Origin of the sequence: Chlamydia sp. 12-01 (assembly GCF_042234205.1) — a bacterium.
Lineage (GTDB): Bacteria > Chlamydiota > Chlamydiia > Chlamydiales > Chlamydiaceae > Chlamydia.
The window spans coordinates 551,365-567,452 of record NZ_CP114174.1 but is presented as its reverse complement, the minus strand read 5'-3'; the positions used below and the strand labels follow the sequence as shown (position 1 = coordinate 567,452).

Sequence of the window (16,088 nt, the reverse complement as noted above, 5' to 3'; positions counted from 1 at the left end):
CTAGGTAATACTTTTCCTCAAAAGAAGAACTATGACATCAAAAAAACCTACACCTATGATGAAACAATGGCATCAATGCAAGGAGCAAGCTGGAGAGTCTCTCCTTCTCTTTCGCATGGGGGATTTCTACGAGGCTTTCTATGATGATGCGATTTTGCTCTCTCAAAATTTAGATCTTACTCTCACACAAAGACAAGGAATTCCTATGAGTGGAATCCCAGTATCCACAATAAATGGATATATAGATCGCTTGGTGAGTAAAGGTTTTAAAGTCGCTGTTGCTGAGCAGCTTGATGAAGTACAAGATAATAAAGGAAAATCCGAACCCCTGTCTAGAGAATTACAAAGATTTGTCACTCCAGGAACTTTGCTTTCCTCTTCATTGCTTCCCGAAAAAGCAAATAACTATATTGTCTCTATCAATCGTGTTGGTGCTCTATTTGGATTTTCATGTTTAGATTTTTCTACAGGTGCGTTTCTATTACAAGAATACGACAATATGAAAGATCTTATTGATGAAATTTGTCGTCTAGCTCCTATAGAAATTCTAAGCTGTGACAAATTCTATAAAAAACATACTGATATCATAGAACAAATCCAACAACATTTAAAACTTACTTTATCTACCTATTCAGATTGGGCTTTCGAACATCAGTTTGCTACGCAAAAGTTATCTTCTCACTTCAATGTGTCTTCCTTGGATGGTTTTGGGCTCAAAGGTCTAGTTCCCGCTATTAATGCAGCCGGAGCTCTACTTTCCTATCTTCAGGATAAACTTCTTTTACCCATAGAACATATTTCCATACCTAAAGTACACGGCCATCAAAAACACCTACTCGTAGATACGGCATCTCAAGTGAACCTTGAGCTTCTAACTCCTATTCATGATCCTCAAGGTAAGAGCTCTCTTTTACATGTTATGGAACGTACTTGTACTCCTATGGGAGGTAGACTACTACGCCATACTTTAGTAAATCCTTTTTATGATCAAAAAGAAATTTTACTGCGTCAGGACGCTGTTGAGTTTCTTTTGAACCGCTCAGGATTAAGAAAAAATCTAAGATCTTTTCTCTCTCAAATACGCGATTTAGAACGCTTAACTACGAAGATTACCACTGCATTAGCGGGTCCTAAAGATGTGGGCATGCTTCGTGATTCATTAAATGCAAGTATACGTGTTTGTGAGGTACTTTCCCCTTTACCTTTACCAGAATTCTTCCGAGGAAAATTCACACCCGCTATTGGTATAGCTTCTCTTTTGGAATTACTCTCCGAAGCACTTCTAGGGGAACTACCTTTAAGAATTTCTGAAGGAAATATTTTCTCCGATGATCACCATCCTGATCTTAAACGTTTACGCTACACTCGTGAAAATTCTAAAGAATGGTTATGGCAATACCAGGAGACCATTCGCAAACAAACAGGAGTGAAAAAGCTTAAGGTCTGCTATTCCCAAGTTTTAGGCTACTATATAGAGGTAAGCAGTGATTTTGCTCCTTTATTACCTAAAGAATTTATCCGTCGGCAATCACGTCTTCATGCTGAACGTTTTACAACAGAAAAGCTACAAGAATTTCAAGATGATATGCTTAATGTTTCCGATAAATTGCAGGCATTAGAAACTCAACTATTTAAAGATTTATGTTCGCAAATTCTTGAACAACGTGACGCTATTCTTTCTCTGTCTCAAGTAATAGCAGATACAGACTACATTCTTTCTCTTTCTGATCTTGCAGCAGAATATGATTATTGCCGTCCTATTGTAGATACTAGCGATTCTTTATCTATATCGGGGGGAATTCATCCCGTTGCACAGACTTTATTAGACAAGGGGACTTTTATCCCCAATGATATAAAAATGCATAGCGCACGAACACGAATGATTTTGATCACCGGGCCGAATATGGCAGGAAAATCTACGTATATCCGACAAATTGCTTTACTTGTCATCATGGCACAAATGGGATCGTTCATACCTGCCAGATCAGCACATATTGGAATGATTGATAAGATCTTCACGCGTATAGGTGCGGGGGATAATCTATCTAAAGGGATGTCAACATTCATGGTGGAAATGGCAGAAACTGCTAATATTCTACACAATGCTACGAATCGTTCTTTGGTTATTCTTGATGAAGTTGGCAGAGGAACGAGTACCTATGACGGTTTGGCAATTGCACAGTCTGTTGTAGAATATCTACTATTCACTGAAAGTAAAAAAGCTAAAACCTTATTTGCTACGCATTACAAAGAACTCACGGATTTAGAGAACCATTGCCCTCATGTAGAAAATTTCCATGCGGGTGTGAGAGAAAATGGTGGGCAGCCCATATTCTTATATGAGATTCTTAAAGGACATTCCCAGAAAAGTTTTGGAATACATGTTGCGAAACTTGCTGGCTTCCCTCTTTGTGTGATATCGAGAGCACAACAGATCTTACGCCAATTAGAAGGTCCGGAAACAACCTCTAAACAAACACAAGAAAAAGTGCAGCAACTCACGTTGTTTTAATTATGCATGTAAAGGACTTCACTCCGAAACTCATTCCTACATCTCCGGGTGTTTATCTAATGAAAGACAGCTCCGGAGAGATATTGTATATCGGAAAAGCAAAAAACTTACGCAATCGCATAACAACATACTTTCAAAAACAAGGGGATTCCAGAGAAAGAATCCCATTCTTAATGAAGAAAACAACTGATATAGAAACCATTTTAGTTTCTAATGAAACTGAAGCTCTTCTTTTAGAAAATAATTTAATAAAAAAATATCATCCAAAATACAATGTGCTTTTAAAAGATGATAAAACCTTCTTCTGTCTAGCGATATCTTTAACACATCCTTGGCCGAAAATAGATGCTATCCGCACGAAAGCAGTTACGTCTTCAAAAAAACAAATAATTTTTGGCCCTTATGTGAGCGCAGAAGCCTGTCGAACTCTTTTAGAAGTTATCAGTCAATGGTTTCCCCTACGCACTTGTTCCGATCGTGAATTTGCTTCAAGAAAACGTCCATGCATTCTCTATGAGATGAAACGGTGCTTAGCACCTTGTGTGAATTTATGTTCTCATAAGGAATATGAAGAGACTTTAGAGAAGGCTGTGCTATTTTTGAAAGGTAAAGTCTCAGAAATCATTCAAGATTTAGAAAAATCCATTGAGAAGGCATCTCAAGAACAAAAGTTCGAACAAGCCGGAATCTATTACCGCACGTTAAAACTTATCCAACAAGCTATGATAAAACAGCATGTGGAAAAGTTCCATTTCCAGAATATTGATGCTATTGGTTTGTATAGAAAACATCAGGAAACAGTTATTACCGTATTAACAGTACGTTCAGGGAAACTACTTGGGGCTCGCCATTTCCCATTTTCAGAAAATGCTCAGGAAGATACTGATTTACTCTCCTCCTTTATTTTACAATACTATGCAAATCAACTGCAGACTCCCAAAGAAATTCTTACTCCCATTCCTTTAGATATCCCTGATCTTCCATATCTATTAAATAAAGATGCACCACCACAGCTACGTTCTCCAAAAACAGGTTATGGTAAAGAATTATTAAATTTAGCTAAGAATAATGCTAAGATACATGCAGAAACAGCTATACAATCTTCTACTCTACCTTATGAGGAGATGAAGAAAATTCTGAAATCTCCAGACTACCCTTATCGTATAGAATGCTATGATAATGCTCATCTACAAGGCTCTCATGCTGTCGGAGTCTATATTGTCTACGAAAACGATGCTTTATCTCCTAGAAATTACAGGACATTCTCTATCTCTTCTTCTGCACATAATGATCTAGCAGCTTTTCATGAAGTACTATCCCGTAGATTTAGCTCTCTTACCTCTTCTCTTCCTGATATGATTGTTATAGATGGGGGTCGCACACAATACTCTCAGGCAAAGAAAACATTAAAAGAACTCAATCTTACAGGGATTCAGATTGTCTCCATAGCTAAAGAAGCAAGTAATCATAGCGGTTCATTAAGAAATGAAAAATTATTCTGTGATACCTTCCCTCAAGGAGTTCAGCTGCCACCAACATCAAAACTTCTACAATTCTTCCAGAAACTCCGTGATGAAGCACACAGATTTGCAATCAGCAAACACCGTAAAAAACGCCATAAAGATCTTTTATTACCCCAAGAAAAAATTCCAGGAATTGGCGAGGTAAAAAGAAAGCGTTTATTGCAAAAATTTAAAAGTTGGAAACAAGTTATGAAAGCCTCCCAGGGAGAGCTTGAAACTATCCCTGGGCTAACGAAAAAAGACATTAAACAATTGCTGGCTAAGCAAGCTGAGAAAACAAAGATTATTGAAGATTAGATTAAAATATTATTCTTCAACTTCTTCTTTTATTTCCTCTAGGAAGTCCTCTGCTGAGGGTAGATCTGCAACACACAATTCTTCTAATTCATCTTCCGATTCAGAACGATCCTTAGGCTGAGTTAGCCCTTTAATGATCACATGAACAGAAGCTACGTGAAGACCTGTATATTCAGATATTTCAGAAACTATACATCCCTGAATTTCTTCAGTTTTTTCTGGTATAGAAACACCATAATCAACGTTTACTTCGACACGAACCTTTACTAAATGATTTTTAGAATCTTGTTCTACATAGATTCCCTTCATTCTCTCGATATCTCTACCAAACAAAGTATCAATTAAATTTCCCCCTAAAAGAGAAACCCCGTTGATTTTAGCTAAACAATGTAAAATAATTACTTGAATTACACGAGTCTCTATATCACGGCTGAATACAGTCTCTGGAAATTCAATTTCTTTTACATCTAATTTTAAATTCTGCTTATCCATATTCCTCCTATGTGCCTATTTCGCTAGCGAGAAATGTACTCTATAGAAATAATAAGCGCTAGTGATTAGTCTAATGGTCAAGCGGTTAATATGCTACCCTCAATGCTACCTATTTCTTTTTTTTTGATTTACATTCTGTTAGGGTTTTTAGCCGCTTACCTGGCTGTTAAAAAAAATCGTAATCCAATCGGTTGGTTTCTTGCGGGAATGTGCTTCGGATTCTTCGGGATCATTATTCTCCTTATTCTTCCGGATCTCCCCTCAAAGAACGAAGACTCTACTCCATCTTCTGATGATAACGAACCATCTAACAATATTTTGCACTCTATTTTAGAAGATCCCTCTGTTATTTCATCCCCGCCTCCTGTTGATCAGGTGCCTAGAGATACAGAAAAATGGTTTTACCTAAATAAAGAAAAACAAAATGTTGGCCCTATGTTTTTAGAAGATCTCCTTCTATTTCTCAGAGACAAAGAAAGACATGCGGCGGACAATACAAACCCTGAAGATATCTGGGTCTGGAAAAAGGGAATGGAGAATTGGGAAAGAGTGAGAAATATCCCAGAACTTAACGAAGCGTTAAAGATTCTTAAGTAACTCTAATAAAATCTTTAACACCTCATTTCTAGTGATAGATATGCAATTTTAGAAATTCTACCAGCTTGCTTTGATAACTCCAGGAATCTCTCCCATGGAAGCCATTTCTCTGAAGCAAATTCTAGAGATAGCGAATTTTCTTAGATAACCACGAGGACGACCTGTTAACAAGCACCTATTGTGTAAACGAATCGGAGCTGTGTCCCTTTTCATTTTATTCAATGCCGTACGTGCATTTTCTTTCTCTTCTTCGCTAGCAGTTAAACTTTTTGCTATATTGCGAAGCTCGGTTCTTTTCTTGTAGTTCGCCTCTACTAATCGTCGGCGCTTATTTTCTCTCGCTACTGCTGACTTTTTCGCCATGCGTTCTTACCTAAAACTTATTGAATTACTTTTTACGCGCAGGGCCCGTTTGACGTTGCTTACGATTAGGGTCCTTTTTATTAATAACATAAAGACGCCCTTTACGACGAACAAGCTTATCTCCTTTTGAAGGATCTGCTTTGATGGATGAACTCACTTTCATGAAAACTATACCCTAATGGCCTTCTCTAATTATAGAGAAAGACACTCTAAATTATGGAATATCACTAAAAGGAACCAATTTAACCCCTTTGACACTTTTTGACAACAGCAGACTTAGGTAGATGATAAGTTCTATCATCAAATGAGAGAATCTCTTTAGTTCTCTTGATCTTATTAACCCAATTTTATAAACTTACGAAGAGTTTTTTCTAGTGCAGTCATTCAATAGACTAGGAAAGCTTAGAAACCAATAGGAAGGTACTGTGAAACGGACTTATCAACCTAGCAAAAGAAAGCGTCGAAATTCTGTGGGCTTCCGCACTCGTATGGCTACAAAAAACGGAAGAAATTTACTGAATCGTCGTCGTCGCCACGGCAGACATAATCTAGTCGATCTATAAAATATTTTTTTTTGTGCAGAGATCAACCTTACCCAAATATGCTCGTGTATTAAAGAGAAAGCAGTTTCTTTATATTTCGCGATCTGGGTCCCATTGCCAAGGTAGTCAGGTTATTTTTCATGTTGCTCCATCCAAATATTCTGGATGTTGCAAGCTGGGGATAACTGTGTCAAAAAAGTTTGGGAAGGCACACAAAAGAAATTATTTTAAACGGATCGTGCGTGAAGCTTTTCGTCAGCAACGTCATTCTCTTCCAGCTTGTCAAATTGTTGTTATGCCTAAAAACAAACAACAACCTAAATTTGAAGAGTTACTTCAAGATTTTACCCAACAAGTTCCAGAAGCACTCAATAGCAAGCTAGCAAAAAATAAGCCTACGACTGGTGTCGAATGTAGTCCAAAGAATGAGAAATGTGAGACCGCACTTCCTTAGGTGCTGTTTCAAATGCAACTTCGGCATGCTGCAAAGCACTTTTCCATTGATCAGAATCTAAGTAAAATTGAGCAATCATCATCTCAATTCTCCAAACATTTTCCTGATCTTGCTGACCGAACTCTGCTAAATAAGATTCTAGAGGAGCGATTACCTGACTGGGATCCTGATGCACGCCCTCTTGAGATCTCTTAGCCAATTCTTGAAACTCAATCAAAGCAACAGTAAAGTGAGTGTGTTTTTCATTTCTAGGATCTTTATTGAGTAACTTGCGCTTTACTTTCTGACATTCTTCAGAATCCATTCTTCCGCCTTCAACAAGAAGACGATATTTTTCTGACAAGAAGAAGTAATCATCATTACGTACACCTAATTCCAAAGCTTTTGCCATGAAATCTTTTCGTGAAAGTTCTTCGGAAAGCCGATAATACTTCTGAAGCTCTTCCATGGACAGTGTATGAATAACTGGGTAGGCATTACTTATTAAGAAGTCGCTTTCAATGATATGACATAGACTCTCGCCTAAATTTTCTCCGGTTTCATTACCAAAAGAACCAATTTTATAAATTTCTCTTCCTTCATGAGAGAGTAGGAGAAGACAGGGGAACTCATCAATCTTGAATTTAGTTTTTAAATAGGTATTTTGTGTGCGTAGTGCTTCGCTTTGTGATGAATGCCTAGGAAAATCTATTTCTAAGCATATAAAATTACCATTTACCTTTCTGGAAAATTCTGAAGAGGCAAGAACCTCTTTACGAATTTTCATGCATGAACCATTCCAATCGGAACCGGAAAAAAAGATTAACATTGGCAATTCAGAATCGCGGCTTTTTTTCACAGCCTCGTTATAATCTATATGCCAAACAAGCTTAGAAGAATTCTCATGAACAACGCCATGCAAACTTACAGAACTTGCACCTAATAGAAACGTTGTTAATACCTTCAGTTGCTTCAAAGAATATTTCTTCATAATCTGTAATAGGATCATGGGCTTCCTCTCCTTCTCCGAGTGAATAGGACGCAACTCGTTCTATTTAGGCGTCACAGAATGCTCTCAGGGCATTCTATCAACCATTCTTGTTGTATAGTCTTTTTTTTATTAAAACGAAATAAAAAACACCACTTAAAAGTTTTGATCTTTTCTACAATCAAACATAACTTTCTATTGGATTAGATAATCATGTATTTCCTAGGAATATTTATGCGTAAAATCCTTAGATTAATTCTTCTTTTAAATAATCCTAATTTATTAATTCCTTCATTGTGTTCTATAGAAAAACCGTGGATCGGGAAACGATCTTATGTTAAAGTCACAAGAAAATATACTCTTCTTTCATATTGAGGCGTTAGTATAGCACTCTGACATAAGCCTAGTCGACGCTCTCACCGGTAAAAATCTAGAACCTTTGAGAGTCTATACATGAGACAATCATCCGAAAATAAACAAAATATTTATTTGTATAACACAGCATCGAGAACGAAAGAGCTGTTTTCTTCTTCGAATGATCCTTTGAAACTATATACATGCGGCCCTACAGTGTACGACTATGCTCATATCGGGAACTTCCGCACGTATGTATTTGAAGATTTACTAAAGCGAACTCTTCTGTTTTTCGGATACTCTGTAAAACACATTATGAATATTACAGATGTAGATGATAAGACTTTAGCGGGAGCTTGTAAGAAAAACATCTCTCTGGATGCCTATACAGCTCCGTATATACAAGCTTTTTTTGAAGATGTTGCCACGCTGAATATCCTACCTGCGGATGTTTACCCCCACGCTACGCATTATATTCCTCAAATGATTGAAGCCATTAAAACACTTTTAGATGATGGCGTTGCTTATGTAGGTCAGGATAATTCTGTATATTTTTCCATAGAAAAATTTCCAACATACGGCAAGTTATCTCAATTAAAATTACAAGATTTACAATGTTGCTCTAGGGTGACCTCTGATGAATATGATAAAGAAAACCTTTCCGATTTTGTATTATGGAAAGCATATGATGAAAAGAGAGATGGTCTTATTTACTGGGAAAGTCCTTTTGGTAAAGGACGTCCAGGATGGCATCTCGAATGCTCTATCATGGCTATGGAACTTCTAGGTTCTTCTATCGATATTCATGCAGGTGGTGTAGATAATATTTTCCCCCATCATGAAAATGAAATCGCCCAATCAGAATCCCTATCTCATAAGCCTTTTTCTCGTTATTGGCTCCATTCCGAGCATCTTCTTGTTGATGGGAAAAAAATGTCGAAAAGCTTAGGAAATTTTTTCACATTACGAAATCTATTAGATCGTGGATTTTCTGGAGAAGAAATCCGTTACATGCTCTTGCAGAGCCATTATAGAATGCAATTAAACTTCACAGAAGAGGGGTTACTTGCATGCCGTCAGGCATTAAAACGTTTACGTGATTTTATTTCCCGACTAGAAAATCCTTATCCAGAAAATTCAAAAATTTCGGGAGATATAACCCAGCAGGGAAAAGTATTTTTACAAATTTTTTCAGAGGCTATTGCTAATGATTTAAATATAGCAACAGCTCTCGCAGCTTTATTTGATTTTATCCATCAAACGAACTCAACAATTGATAAAGCAAACTTCACTCAAGCTGATGCCAATTATGTTTTAGACATTATGAGAGAAATTGACACTGTACTTGGTGTAATTCCTTTCTCTACTGATCTAGAAATCCCTGATGAAGTGATGCAACTTGTTGAGGAACGAGAAATTGCTCGCAGAGAAAAAAATTGGAAACAAGCAGATACTCTTCGAGATCAGGTTACTTCTTTAGGCTACGTTATTGAAGATGCTAAATCAGGACCTAAAGTAAAAAAACTTTAGTCATTTTCCGATTCTAAACGACGCATAGCTGGGAAATATAAAACATCACGAATAGAGGCCGAATCAGTAAGAATCATTACTAAACGATCAATCCCTATTCCAAATCCTCCTGCAGGAGGAACTCCTTGGCATAAGGCCTCCAAAAATTCCTCATCAATAGGATGATATTCGCTATCGGGATCTAAAGCTTTTTTCTCCATTTGCTTTTCTAGAAGTATCCTTTGACGTAATGGATCATTTAATTCTGAATAGGCATTGCAAAGTTCTTTCCCTAGGCAAAAACTTTCGAAACGCTCTACGAAATCCGCATCTCCGGAACGTAAAGATTTACACAAAGGTGTGGTCTCTACAGGATGATCTGTAATATGGTGAGGAGCTATTAATTTATCACATACTAACTCATCAAATAACGCTGCGATTAATAAGCCTCTTGGTGCCGTTGCATAAGATTCTTCAGGTAATGAAGTGCGCTCTTTTAAAATATTACGCAATTCATGATCTGCATGAAGATCAACATCTACATCTCCATATGTTTTGATGCTATCTTTCATAGTCATACGAATCCAAGGAGCTTTGAAATCAACAGCCTGTGGTCCTTGTTTCAAATGTGAGTAGGTCAAAACAGTACTACCATTATTTAATGCACAGACCAAGTATTCAACAAGATTTTCTACATAGGTCATGACACTATGATAGTCCACATTAGTTGCATAGGCCTCAATCATGGTAAATTCAGGATTATGGGTTCTGTCGATCCCCTCATTTCTAAATACTTTACCGATTTCATAGATACGCGGAGTTCCTCCAACAAGAATTTTCTTTAAAGAAATCTCCGGGGAAATTCTTAAGAACACTTCTGAATGCAAAGCATTTAAAGTGGTTATGAAAGGTGTGGCTTCAGCACCACCGTAGACATTCTGTAATATAGGAGTTTCTACTTCTATGAATCCCTGAGCATCCATATATTGACGGATTAATTTGATAATACGGCTTCTTTTTAAGAAAGTTTGACGAACTTCATCAGAGGAAATCAGATCTAACCAACGCTTTCTATAACGGATCTCTTTATCACTCAATCCTGCGTGTTTATCAGGAAGAGAGATCAAAGCCTTACACAACAAAGTGACAGTTTCTACAAGGATAGTGAGTTCTCCAGAATGTGTGAAAAATAGGTACCCTTCGATCCCTAAGATATCTCCAAGATCAAGCTTCTTCTCTATAAATTTTATTGGGGTGATCTCTGCATCTTCAGTGAGACCGGCAACCGAAGAGAAATCCCTATTAAACATGACTTGAATCTTTTGATCATTATCTAAGATTTGAGCAAAAGCATTCTTTCCCATAGAGCGAAAGAGCACCATACGTCCTGAGATTTTTACCTTAGGAGTCTTTTTATTCGTAGCATCTTCACTATTTCCAAGAGTCTGAGAGGCATATTCGTTTTTAATTTCCTCAACACTACTTGTTCCTGGAAATTCATAAGGATAAGGATGGATACCTAAATCAGATATTTCCTGGAGTTTATTACTTCTTTGGAGAAAATCTTCTTGTGTTAGGTATTCAGCTTCTGACATTTTTTCTAAATCCTTTTGCCTATTTCTTATTCTCCAAAGATTGCTCTATTTTCAGAAACGTAATCTACGATATAAAAAATTCGATGCTATCCGAAGAAAGGAGAGTATTAAAAGTTCACTGTAAGATCGAGATTTTCTCAAAAACAACAAAAAAGATGAATGTTTAATTAAAAGAAAAAGAGAACTTCAGAGAGGAAGACCTCCTCTCTAAAATTCTTTAAGAAGAGATTTACTATTTTTTATGCAAAGCAGCTTTGATTTTCTTCACGTAATTCTCGCCACCACCGTACTCAAATCCCATTCTAGCTTGCTCAGTTCCATCAGCATTAATGAATATTAACGTTGGGAATCCATTTACACCATATTTGGATTTTAAAGTTTGGTTCTGCTGTTTCACATCCGTAGACTGATTATTAGATTGTGGAAAATCTAACTCTACCATGTGTAAATTTTCCCTCGCATAATTCTGAAATTCAGGAGTACGGAAAATTTGATCCTGCATCTTTATACACCAGATACACCAGTCGGAACCTGTGAAAAATAAACCTATAGGCTTATTGTCTTTTTTAGACTGTTCAACAGCATGGGAATAACTTTCCCAGTTAACCCCTGAAGTGTTCACTTGTCGAATTGTAGGTTTTCCGGAGTCTTTTAGATAATGAGAGCGTCTTTTTGCTGCACAACAAGGCAGTGTGAGTAATAAACAGAGAGCTATTAAACTTCCTTGCAACCAACGTTTCATGCAAATCCTCTTAAAAAAATATTGTAGAGTTTTCCCTTAATTACCGTGGTGTATTATCCTGTTGTGCGTAAAAAGCAAGGGATTTTCACATTCGGAAACAAAGAGCATAGATGAATAAACCATCTATATCTATAGTGAATCCATAGATATCTTTGCCATTTTTATATTCGTATGACACATCCGAATCCCCCAATCCCTTTAATTTTACAGGAAATTATTGATCGCTATTTAGAGTCCTATTATCCACCGTTAGCAAAACTTATCCCCCTAAGTTTCAAGGAAGAAATAGGTAAAATTCCTATAAAAACTCTTCCGCTCACTAAACCAAAAAGTATTGCACAATCTACCGTCGCAGATAAAAAATTAAATAATCCCTTACCAAATCCAATTCGGGATAATGAAGAACCTCCCTTACCTACTATTCATGAGTATATAAGAAAATCTTCCTGGGAATGTATTCCTCCTCCTCCAGATCTTTCTAGAGAAGAAATCCTCAGATCTCATTATTCTTCTTTACAAGCACACTGTGTAAAAATACCTTTAGATATTCCTTGTGGGATTTTTGTAGATGAAGAAAAAGATGAAGAAGTCTTGTTCTTCAATAGATTAACAAAAATTCTTACTCAACAGATTTTCCCTTCAAGGCTTGTTTTGCTCACAGGTCATAAAGATATTTTTCATAAGAATAAGGGCTTCTCTTTATGTCTAGCACCTTTAACAATGATGCGTTATAAAATTTCTAATATACGTTATCATCAATCTCTCACTAAAGATGGGTGCACTTGGATTCCTATTTATTCTTCAGTATACTATGAAAATGATCCGCAATTGAAACGAGATCTATGGGTAATATTGAATCAACAACCTTTCGCCTGTACGCAGAAGTCATAGTAAACTCCAATATCAATAAGGTATTAGACTACGGGCTCCCTGAAAATCTTGAACACATTACTAAAGGTACTGGTGTTAGCGTCTCTTTGCGGGGTACAAAAAAGTACGGAATTGTCCACCAGATTAAAACAACCACAGAATGTAAACGAGTTCTTCCGATCTTAGGTGTCATTGATTCTGGAATTGTACTCCCTCAAGATCTTCTAAAACTCATGTTTTGGATGAGTCAATACTACTTTGCCCCTTTAGGAAAAACTCTACGTTTAGTACTCCCAGGAGTCTCTTCAAGCATCATACAACCAAAACAACACTATCGAATTCTACTTAAACAAAGTAAAGCGAAAACTAGAGAGATGATTCTTACTATTCAAAAAGAATCTCCTTCACAAGCTGCAACTTTAAAAACATTGTTATCCTATAGTTCTCCACCGGGTCTTTCTGAACTTATGGATAAGGCAAAGGTTTCCCAATCTCCGATACATTCATTAGAAAAACTTGGTGCTATTGAAATCGTTAACGCTGCAGATCTTGAGATTCAGGAAGATAGTTTAACGTTTTTCCTCCCCGACATCCGTCCTTTACACCCTCAACAGCAATCTGCGGTAGATAAAATTTCTTCATCTTTATCCTCAGGGAAATTTCAAACGCATCTTCTTTTTGGCGTAACGGGAAGCGGGAAAACAGAGGTGTATTTTCAAGCTATTCGTGAGGCAAGAAAATTAGGGAAGAGTGCCATCTTGTTAGTTCCAGAAATTGCTCTTACCATACAAACAGTCACTTTATTCAAAGCACATTTTGGAAAAGAAGTCGGTATCCTCCATCACAAACTTAATGACAGTGATAGAAATAAAACCTGGAGAGAGGCGTCAAAAGGGAATATCAGCATCATTATAGGTCCAAGATCTGCCTTATTCTGTCCTGTACAAAATTTAGGATTGATTATCGTTGATGAGGAGCACGATCCTGCATATAAACAAAGTGAAAGCCATCCCTGTTATCATGCTCGTGATGTTGCCGTGATGCGAGGGAAACTCACTAACGCTACTGTAATATTAGGAAGCGCCACCCCAAGTTTAGAAAGTTATTCTAATGCTTTATCAGGGAAATATATCCTCTCGGAATTATCGACACGTGCTGCTGCTGCCTACCCTGCTAAAGTCTCTCTTGTTGATATGAATATGGAGAGGGAAAAGACGAAAACAAAAACATTATTTTCACAAGCAGCGATTAAAGGTATTGAAAAACGTCTTACTGTTGGAGAACAAGTCCTCGTTTTTTTTAATCGTCGTGGCTATCACACAAATGTTTCTTGTTCATCGTGCAAACATACATTGAAATGTCCCCGTTGCGATATGGTATTGACCTTCCATAAATATGCTAATGTTCTTCTCTGTCATCTTTGTAATTCTTCTCCTAAAGAATCACAAACATCTTGTCCGAAATGTCATGGAACGATGACTTTGCAGTATCGTGGATCAGGAACTGAAAAAATAGAGAAAGTACTTCATAGTATCTTCCCGCAAGTTCGCACCATACGTATCGATTCTGATACTACAAAATTTAAAGGAAGCCACGAATCCCTCTTAAAACAGTTTGCTACAGGAAAAGCTGATATCTTGATTGGCACACAAATGATTGCTAAGGGCATGCATTTCCCCTCTGTCACTTTAGCAATAGTTCTAAACGGAGATTCTGGTCTTTATATTCCTGATTTCCGAGCTTCCGAACAGGTATTTCAACTTATTACCCAGGTAACAGGAAGATCAGGAAGGAGCCATCTCCCCGGCGAGGTACTCATTCAATCTTTTCTTCCCGATCACAGTACAATCCGTTGTGCTATGCAACAAGACTATCCTGCTTTTTATAATCAAGAGGTTACTGGAAGGGAACTATGCGGCTACCCACCATTTATTCGTCTTGTACGCTGTATATTCATAGGAAAATGTCCCAAGCTAACTTGGAAAGAAGCTCACCGTATTCACACGCTACTTGAAAAACAATTAGATACCCGCAGCCAGATCATGCAAATTACTCCCTGTGGACATTTTAAAGTTAAAGATGTATTCCGATATCAATTCCTGATAAAGAGCAAACAAGTTTTACCAGTAAATAAAAAACTTCATGAAGCTTTATTATCTGCAAAACTATCTCCCAAAGTGAAGTTCATGATCGATGTTGATCCCACAACGACATTTTTCTAAATAGTTGTGCAACAAAGTAACTAAGATATCGACCTCATCACAAGTATTATATGCATGGAAATTTACTCGTATAAAAGGCTTACTAACAAAAGTCATTAATCCAACACGTAGATTAGCTTCATCCAACATTGAGGTAAGAAGATCTATATTGAAATCTTTTAGAAATATAGGTTGTCCACAACATTGTGAATATAGTCCAAAATGCTCTTGAAAATATGACTTCAGACTAAAAATCTGTTTCCTAGAGTGCTCACCTTCTAAAAATAAATGATCATAAGCAGCATCTATCGTAATCAATGTATGAGGAACTAATGCCGTAGTATAGCGCAAAGGTGGAGAATTCCACATGAGTTCTGTTTTCACTTCCGAAGAGGAGAGAATTGCTGCCCCCATGGCTCCCATAGCTTTACTATAGGTTACAAGCACAGCATAGAAATTCTCATATCCCCATTTGTGACATAACCCACGACCCTTTTCTCCGAAAATACCCATAGCATGAGCCTCATCTACAATTAGGTGAGCATTGTATTTTCTTGAAAGAGCTATAAGTTCTTCAAGAGGAGCTAATGTTCCTGAAAAAGAATATACCGAGCAAACAAAAATAAAAATTCTTCCTGATGAAACTGCCCTATGAGAGTTTAGTAAAGACTCTAAAGCATCCACATCATTATGTCGAAATACTTGCTGTTTCCCAGAGATCATTTTTAGACTTTGTACAACAGATACGTGTACAGATTCATCCCAAAACACCATATCGGTATCTTTAGATATATGATAGCAAAAACCTAAATTTGCCATATAGCCGCTGTGAACCACAAAAGCAGCTTCACTATTATGAAAATCTGCGATTTTCTCTTCTAATTTCTGTAGAATTCGGGAAGGGCCTACAATGGCACGAGAACCCCGTGCTCCTAATTGTGCATGAGGGAATTCCTCACAATACGTTTGGTAACGAGTCTGTACTTCATTAACTAGTATTGTAGAACGAGAAAAACCTAAGAAATCATTAGTTACAAAATCTATTGGGCATTCACTCATTAAAGATCTTT

15 protein-coding genes are annotated in these 16,088 nt (G+C 37.1%); 8 read left to right on the top strand and 7 right to left on the bottom strand.

Going from position 1 to position 16,088, the window contains the following annotated elements; translation table 11 throughout:
- Positions 1 to 31: 31 nt before the first annotated feature.
- The gene (gene mutS, locus O1W69_RS02480) at positions 32 to 2,512 is read left to right on the top strand and encodes a DNA mismatch repair protein MutS (protein ID WP_375793934.1); all 2,481 of its coding nucleotides are present in this window, start codon (positions 32 to 34) and stop codon (positions 2,510 to 2,512) included.
- A gap of 2 nt (positions 2,513 to 2,514) precedes the next feature.
- Positions 2,515 to 4,332, top strand: coding sequence for an excinuclease ABC subunit UvrC (gene uvrC / locus O1W69_RS02475; RefSeq protein ID WP_375793933.1), 1,818 nt, complete (start codon positions 2,515 to 2,517; stop codon positions 4,330 to 4,332).
- A gap of 9 nt (positions 4,333 to 4,341) precedes the next feature.
- On the opposite strand, the gene O1W69_RS02470 is transcribed toward uvrC, so the two are convergent.
- The gene (locus O1W69_RS02470) at positions 4,342 to 4,824 is read right to left on the bottom strand and encodes an Asp23/Gls24 family envelope stress response protein (protein ID WP_375793932.1); all 483 of its coding nucleotides are present in this window, start codon (positions 4,822 to 4,824) and stop codon (positions 4,342 to 4,344) included.
- Between the two features lie 90 nt (positions 4,825 to 4,914).
- Between O1W69_RS02470 and O1W69_RS02465 the strand changes: the two genes are divergently transcribed.
- A complete protein-coding gene (locus O1W69_RS02465) occupies positions 4,915 to 5,421 on the top strand; it encodes a DUF4339 domain-containing protein (protein WP_375793931.1) in 507 nt (168 codons plus the stop codon).
- A gap of 57 nt (positions 5,422 to 5,478) precedes the next feature.
- Here the strand turns inward: O1W69_RS02465 and rpsN are convergent, their stop codons facing one another.
- On the bottom strand, positions 5,479 to 5,784 hold the full coding sequence (gene rpsN / locus O1W69_RS02460; RefSeq protein WP_375793930.1) for a 30S ribosomal protein S14: 306 nt from the start codon (positions 5,782 to 5,784) through the stop codon (positions 5,479 to 5,481).
- 25 nt (positions 5,785 to 5,809) lie between these two features.
- Positions 5,810 to 5,947, bottom strand: coding sequence for a 50S ribosomal protein L36 (gene rpmJ / locus O1W69_RS02455; protein ID WP_117274580.1), 138 nt, complete (start codon positions 5,945 to 5,947; stop codon positions 5,810 to 5,812).
- A gap of 262 nt (positions 5,948 to 6,209) precedes the next feature.
- Here rpmJ and rpmH point away from each other — a divergent pair, with 262 nt between their 5' ends.
- The gene (gene rpmH / locus O1W69_RS02450) at positions 6,210 to 6,347 is read left to right on the top strand and encodes a 50S ribosomal protein L34 (protein ID WP_020359129.1); all 138 of its coding nucleotides are present in this window, start codon (positions 6,210 to 6,212) and stop codon (positions 6,345 to 6,347) included.
- A gap of 13 nt (positions 6,348 to 6,360) precedes the next feature.
- On the top strand, positions 6,361 to 6,780 hold the full coding sequence (gene rnpA / locus O1W69_RS02445) for a ribonuclease P protein component (RefSeq protein ID WP_375793929.1): 420 nt from the start codon (positions 6,361 to 6,363) through the stop codon (positions 6,778 to 6,780).
- Here rnpA and O1W69_RS02440 read toward each other — a convergent pair.
- Positions 6,722 to 7,768, bottom strand: coding sequence for a thioredoxin family protein (locus tag O1W69_RS02440; RefSeq protein ID WP_375793928.1), 1,047 nt, complete (start codon positions 7,766 to 7,768; stop codon positions 6,722 to 6,724). The two genes, rnpA and O1W69_RS02440, sit on opposite strands and share 59 nt — an antisense overlap.
- 432 nt (positions 7,769 to 8,200) lie before the next feature.
- On the opposite strand from O1W69_RS02440, the gene cysS reads away from it, so the two are divergent.
- A complete protein-coding gene (gene cysS, locus O1W69_RS02435; RefSeq protein ID WP_375793927.1) occupies positions 8,201 to 9,631 on the top strand; it encodes a cysteine--tRNA ligase in 1,431 nt (476 codons plus the stop codon).
- Here cysS and lysS read toward each other — a convergent pair.
- Together lysS and dsbH are read right to left on the bottom strand one after the other, a co-directional pair.
- Entirely contained in the window at positions 9,628 to 11,205 is a 1,578-nt protein-coding gene (gene lysS, locus O1W69_RS02430; RefSeq protein ID WP_375793926.1) for a lysine--tRNA ligase, read from the bottom strand. The two genes, cysS and lysS, sit on opposite strands and share 4 nt — an antisense overlap.
- 232 nt (positions 11,206 to 11,437) lie before the next feature.
- On the bottom strand, positions 11,438 to 11,947 hold the full coding sequence (dsbH, locus tag O1W69_RS02425) for a disulfide reductase DsbH (RefSeq protein ID WP_375793925.1): 510 nt from the start codon (positions 11,945 to 11,947) through the stop codon (positions 11,438 to 11,440).
- A gap of 171 nt (positions 11,948 to 12,118) precedes the next feature.
- On the opposite strand from dsbH, the gene O1W69_RS02420 reads away from it, so the two are divergent.
- Positions 12,119 to 12,838 (top strand): hypothetical protein, encoded by a 720-nt coding sequence (locus O1W69_RS02420; RefSeq protein WP_375793924.1) that lies wholly within the window; start codon positions 12,119 to 12,121, stop codon positions 12,836 to 12,838.
- Positions 12,790 to 15,039, top strand: coding sequence for a primosomal protein N' (gene priA, locus O1W69_RS02415; RefSeq protein WP_375793923.1), 2,250 nt, complete (start codon positions 12,790 to 12,792; stop codon positions 15,037 to 15,039). Before O1W69_RS02420 ends, priA begins: the two co-directional genes overlap by 49 nt.
- Here the strand turns inward: priA and O1W69_RS02410 are convergent.
- Positions 14,983 to 16,077: an aminotransferase class I/II-fold pyridoxal phosphate-dependent enzyme gene (locus O1W69_RS02410; RefSeq protein WP_375793922.1), complete on the bottom strand. Its 1,095-nt coding sequence runs from the start codon at positions 16,075 to 16,077 to the stop codon at positions 14,983 to 14,985. The genes priA and O1W69_RS02410 overlap by 57 nt on opposite strands.
- Between the last annotated feature and the right edge of the window lie 11 nt (positions 16,078 to 16,088).